This is a genomic window from Amaricoccus sp., from assembly GCF_036846665.1.
Lineage (GTDB): Bacteria > Pseudomonadota > Alphaproteobacteria > Rhodobacterales > Rhodobacteraceae > Amaricoccus.
Window position 1 is genome coordinate 1 of sequence record NZ_DAIUBO010000241.1, and the last position, 5,550, is coordinate 5,550.

The 5,550-nt window shown below is 74.2% G+C and carries 5 protein-coding genes; 3 read left to right on the plus strand and 2 right to left on the minus strand.

The genetic code is table 11. The annotated features are described in order from the left end of the window. Positions 1–185: 185 nt before the first annotated feature. Together V7050_RS17600 and V7050_RS17605 are read right to left on the minus strand one after the other, a co-directional pair. Complete coding sequence (locus V7050_RS17600; protein WP_324370526.1) at positions 186–857, minus strand: DUF502 domain-containing protein; 672 nt, start codon at positions 855–857, stop codon at positions 186–188. A gap of 232 nt (positions 858–1,089) precedes the next feature. After that, the gene (locus tag V7050_RS17605; protein ID WP_324370528.1) at positions 1,090–1,581 is read right to left on the minus strand and encodes a peroxiredoxin; all 492 of its coding nucleotides are present in this window, start codon (positions 1,579–1,581) and stop codon (positions 1,090–1,092) included. An 83-nt stretch (positions 1,582–1,664) separates the two neighbouring features. Between V7050_RS17605 and V7050_RS17610 the strand changes: the two genes are divergently transcribed. The 3 genes from V7050_RS17610 to recQ are packed head-to-tail and all read left to right on the plus strand — an operon-like array spanning position 1,665 to position 5,517. Continuing rightward, on the plus strand, positions 1,665–2,888 hold the full coding sequence (locus V7050_RS17610; protein ID WP_324370530.1) for an NAD(P)/FAD-dependent oxidoreductase: 1,224 nt from the start codon (positions 1,665–1,667) through the stop codon (positions 2,886–2,888). Further along, positions 2,888–3,457 carry a 16S rRNA (guanine(966)-N(2))-methyltransferase RsmD gene (gene rsmD, locus V7050_RS17615; protein ID WP_324375765.1) on the plus strand — a complete coding sequence of 190 codons (570 nt, stop codon included), beginning with the start codon at positions 2,888–2,890 and terminating at the stop codon, positions 3,455–3,457. Before V7050_RS17610 ends, rsmD begins: the two co-directional genes overlap by 1 nt. Next, entirely contained in the window at positions 3,454–5,517 is a 2,064-nt protein-coding gene (gene recQ / locus V7050_RS17620) for a DNA helicase RecQ (RefSeq protein ID WP_324375762.1), read from the plus strand. The genes rsmD and recQ overlap by 4 nt, the downstream gene beginning before the upstream one ends. Positions 5,518–5,550 lie beyond the last annotated feature (33 nt).

A 5,550-nucleotide genomic window follows, 5' to 3' on the forward strand; every position in this document is an offset into this window, starting at 1 on the left:
TCCGCGCGCGCCTGCCTGCCCCCGGCAGGCGCGACAAGCGCGCCCGCCAGGCATGAGCGCGCGGATTACCCAGCGACGGTGGAACCCGGCCCCCCTCGACCTCAGCGCTCGCGCGCTCCGGCCGACGAACCGGCGCGAGGCAATGCCTCGCTTTTGCCGGTTCGGGATTTCCCCGGGCCGACCGCTTACCCGGATCGAGCCGCCGGCCCGGCCGTGCCGGGATCGACCAGCCCGCCCGACATGACCAGCCGCAGCGCGGCATCCGCCGGCATGTCGAGAAGGCGCAGGTCGCCGAGCGGCGCATAGGCGAGAAATCCCGTGGTCGGGTTGGGCGCGGTCGGGACGAAGACCGCGACCAGATCCGGCACCCCGCTCGGATCGCGCATGCGCGCCGCCGCCGGCCGCACCACGAAGCCGATCGCCCAGAGCCCCGGCTCGGGATATTCGATCATGCAGACCTGCCGGAAGGAGGTGTCGTCCCGCTCCAGCACAGTCTGGAGGAACTGCTTGGCGGTGGCATGGATCGAGCGCGCCACCGGGAGCCGCGCCACCTGCCGCTCGCTCCAGCCCACCAGCCCGCGCCCGAGCAGCCCGCGCGCGAAGGCGCCCGCCGCCGTCGTCCCGACCACGAAGGCGAGCACGCCCATGCCCGCCACATGCTCGTAGGGCAGGTGCCCGGGCAGGAGCGGCATCACGCTTGCGTCGATCCGCCCGATCGCCCAGAGCACCAGCGCGATGGTCAGGGCGGCGGGCAGCACCACCACCAGCCCGGTCAGGAAATCGGCGCGCAGCCGCGCGACCGGCCCCGCCTGGCCGCCTTGGGTCATCCTCGTGAAGGTCGCGGGTTCGGCTGGCACGATTCGCGCGTTTCCGGAATTCCGGCGCATGATCCTCCGCCCCCTGTGCGCGCACAAGGGGCGAGACGCGCCGCCCCTGAGCCATGGAATTTAGCGCTCGTTCCCTATTCTCCGAGCTACAGATGAGGGCAGCGCCCGACCCGCCGGGCGGAAAGGTGACGCTGGGCGCGCACGGACCCCGGAAGCCCGCGCTGCCGAATGCAGTACCCCCGCGCGCAGCCTCCCCTGCCGGTCAGATCTGCCCGAGCAGGGTCTCCCCGGCGCTGATCTCGCAGGCGCCGCCCGTCTCGAGATTGAGCCGCGCCACCACCCCGTCCTCCACCAGCATCGCATAGCGCTTCGACCGGCCGAGGATCCCCCGCGCCGGCGTGTCCTCCTTGCGCATCCCGATCGCGTCGGTGAAGACCGCCCCCGCGTCCGACAGCATGCGGATGCCCGAAGCCGCAACCCCGTGCGCCTCGCCCCAGGCATGCATCACGAAGGGGTCGTTGACCGCGAGGCAGGCGATCTCCTCGACGCCCTTCGCCCGGAAGGCATCGGCGGTGCGCTGGAAGCTCGGCAAATGCGCCGCGCTGCAGGTCCGCGTGAAGGCGCCCGGCACCGCGAAGAGCACCACCCGCCGCCCGCCGAAGAGCGCCGCGGCGGGAACCGCCACCGGCTCGCCATCCGCGCCGATCTCGAGAAACTCCGCTTCGGGCAGGCGGTCCCCAGTCGCTATCGTCATCTTCGCTCGTCCAATTCGCTGTTGCGGCACATGTCGCGGCCCATATAGACGAACGGACCTGCGAAGCCAGCCCGGGGGCGCTGATGGACGCGAAATCGGCCCGAATCGTGGTCGTCGGGGCCGGCCAGGCCGGCGCTTCCCTGGTCGCCCGCCTGCGCGCGCTCGGCCATGCGGGGCCGCTGACGCTGGTCGGCGCCGAGCCCGATCCGCCCTATCAGCGGCCGCCGCTCTCGAAGGCCTATCTCAAGGGCGAGATGGAGCGCGAACGGCTCCATCTCCGCCCGACCTCCTTTTACGAGGAAGCGGACATCGACCTGCGGCTCGGCCGAAGCGCCACCTCGATCGACCGCGAAACGCGCGAGGTCGCGCTCGACGACGGAACCCGGCTGCCCTTCGACCTCCTGGCGCTCGCCACCGGCGCCGCGCCCCGCCGTCTCCCTTCGGCCCAGGGCGGGGATCTCGCCGGCGTGCTCGAGATGCGCACGCTGGCCGACGCCGACGCGCTGGCGGCGGCGCTCCCTCGGAGCAGCCGCGCGCTGATCGTGGGCGGCGGCTACATCGGCCTCGAGGCGGCGGCGGTCCTGCGCGAGAAGGGGCTCGCCGTCACCCTGATCGAGGCCGCCCCGCGCATCCTCGGCCGCGTCGCGGCGCCGGAAACGGCGGATTACTTCCGCGACCTCCACCGCGCCCATGGCGTCGAGATCCGCGAGGGCGCGGCGCTCGACCGCCTCGCCGGCAGCGACGGCCGCGTCACCGGCGGCATCCTCGCGGACGGCGACACGATCCCCGCCGATCTGGCGCTGGTCGGCATCGGCATCCGCCCCGAGACCGCGCTGGCCGAAGCCGCGGGGCTGGCGACCGGGGACGGCATCCTGGTCGACGCCGCCTGCCGGACCTCCGACCCCGCGATCTTCGCCGCCGGGGACTGCGCGCGCTTCCCGCATCACGGGCATCCGATCCGGCTCGAAAGCGTGCCCAATGCCATCGACCAGGGCGAGGCGGCGGCCGCGGCCATGCTCGGCGCCGAGGAGGGCTATCTCGCCCGGCCCTGGTTCTGGTCGGACCAGTACGACGTCAAGCTGCAGATCGCCGGGCTCAACACCGGCTGGGACCGCATCCTGACCCGGCCGGGCGGCCGGCCCGGTGCGCAATCGGTCTGGTACTACGGCGCCGGCCGGCTGCTCGCGGTCGACGCGATGAACGACCCGCGCGCCTACATGACCGCCAAGCGCTGGATCGAGGCCGGCGTCTCGCCCGACCCCGACGCGGTGGCCGATCCCGCGCGCGACCTCAAGTCGCTGGCCTGATGCGCATCATCGCGGGCCGGCATCGCGGCCGCCCGCTGGCCGCGCTCGGGGGCGGCGACCCGGCGGCGCAGCTGCGCCCCACCTCGGACCGGGTGCGCGAGAGCCTCTTCAACCTGCTCGCCCACGGCCCCTATGGCACGCCGTCGCCGCCGGAGGGCCGCCGCGTGCTCGACCTCTTCGCCGGCACCGGGGCGCTGGGGCTCGAGGCGCTCTCGCGCGGGGCGGCGCAGGCTACCTTCGTCGAGAACGGCGCCAAGGCGCTCGGCCTCCTGCGCGAGAACATCGCCCGGCTCGGCGCCGGCGAGGCCACCCGCCTCCTCGCCACCGACGCCACGCGGCTCGGGTCCTGCCCGGAGGCGCCCTTCGACCTGGTCTTCCTCGACCCGCCCTACCGGCGCGGGCTCGGCGAGCGGGCGCTCGCCGCCGCCGACCGCGGCGGCTGGCTCGCCCCCGGCGCGCTCCTGGTCTGGGAGGAGGCGGCGGCGGTGCTGCCGCCCCCCGGCTTGACCCTGCTCGACGCCCGCCGCTATGGGGACACGATGATCACCCTGATGCGCGTCTCCGCATGACCGAGGCCCGGCGCCTGCTCGGCCAGGTCTTCGGCTTCCCCGAATTTCGCCCCGGCCAGGCCGAGATCGTCGCATCGGTGGAAGCGGGCCGCGACGTGCTGGCGATCCTGCCCACCGGCGCCGGCAAGTCGCTCTGCTACCAGCTTCCGGCGCTGACCCGGCCCGGGGTCACGGTGGTGATCTCGCCGCTGATCGCGCTGATGCGCGACCAGGTCCGGGCGCTCCGGGCCGCCGGCGTCGAGGCCGGCGCGCTGACCTCCCAGACCGAGGCCGGCGAGGCCGAGGCGATCTTCGCCGCCCTCGATGCCGGGACCCTGAAGCTGCTCTACATGGCCCCCGAGCGGCTCGCCTCCGCCGGGCCGCTGCTCCGGCGCATCGCCGTCGGCCTGCTTGCGGTCGACGAGGCCCATTGCGTCAGCCAGTGGGGCCACGATTTCCGCCCCGACTACCTGCGCATCGGCGAACTGCGTGCGGGCCTCGGCGTGCAGACCGTGGCGCTGACCGCCACCGCCGATGCCGAGACCCGCGAGGAGATCGTGCGGCGGCTCTTCGGCGGGGAAGCGCCGGAGATCTTCCTGCGCGGGTTCGACCGCCCGAACCTCCATCTCGAATTCCGCCCCAAGGACGCGCCGCGCCGCCAGATCCTGGACTTCACCGCCGCCCGCCGCGGCCGCTCCGGCATCGTCTATTGCGCAAGTCGCGCCAAGACGGAAACACTGGCCGCCGCGCTCGGCGAGGCGGGCCATGTGGCGATCGCCTATCACGCCGGGCTCGACGGCGAGGACCGGCGGCTGGCTGAGACCCGCTTCCAGCGCGAGGACGGGCTGATCGTCTGCGCCACCATCGCCTTCGGCATGGGAGTGGACAAGCCCGACATCCGCTACGTCGCCCATACCGACCTGCCGAAATCGATCGAGGCCTATTACCAGGAGATCGGCCGCGCCGGGCGCGACGGCGCGCCGGCCGAGACGCTGACGCTCTACGGTGCGGAGGACATCCGCCTGCGCCGCGCCCAGATCGACGAGAGCTCCGCCCCCGCGGCGCGCAAGGAGGCCGACCACAAGCGCCTGAACGCACTGCTCGGCCTCGCCGAGGCCCGGCGCTGCCGGCGCCAGACCCTGCTCGCCTATTTCGGCGAGACCCTGGACGAGCCTTGCGGCAACTGCGACCTCTGCGCCGAGCGCCCGGAGATCTTCGACGGGACGCAAGCCGCGCGCATGGCCTTCTCGGCCATGCTGCGCACCGGCGAGAGCTTCGGCGCCGAGCATCTGATCGCCATCCTGCGCGGCGAGCGGACCGAACGGGTGCTCGCCCGCGGCCACGACCGGCTGCCGACCTTCGGGGTCGGCAGCGCGCGCTCCAAGCCCGAATGGCAGGCGATCTTCCGCCAGCTCATGGGCCACGACCTGATCCGCCCCGACCCGGCGCGCCACGGCGCGCTGCGCCTGACCGAAGCCGCGCGGCCGGTCCTGCGCGACGAGGCGAAGATCGATCTGCGCGCCGACACCCTGCGCAGGGCCGCCGCGCGTGGTCCCGCACGCCGCGAAGCCGTGGCGCTGGTCGCCGAGGAGGACGAGGGGCTCTTCTCGGCGCTCAAGGCCCGGCGCCGGCAGCTCGCCGACGCCGCCGGCGTGCCGGCCTACGTGATCTTCCCCGACCGCACGCTGATCGAGCTCGCCACGCGCCGGCCCGACAGCCTCGACGCCATGCGCGGCATCACCGGGATCGGCGCGGTCAAGCTCGAGCGCTTCGGGCAGGACTTCCTCGAGGTGATCGCCGGGGAGGCGCCCGAGCCGCTGCACCCCGCCCGCCGCCGCCTCGCGGGCTCGCCGGGCGGCGCGCTCTTCGACCGGCTGCACGCGGCCCAGCTCGCACTCGCCCGCGGGCCCGACGGCCGCGGCAAGCCGCTCTCCTGCGATGCCGCGACGCTCGCGCGCATCGCCCGCAGCCGGCCCGCCGACCTCGCCGCGCTCGCCGAGCTGCCCGGCGTCGGCGCGCTCAAGGCCGAACGCTTCGGCCCGGCCTTCCTCGCGCTCCTGCAGGAGGAGGACGGCGCCTGAGGGCGGCAGCGCCGCCCCGAAGCCGCACGCAGA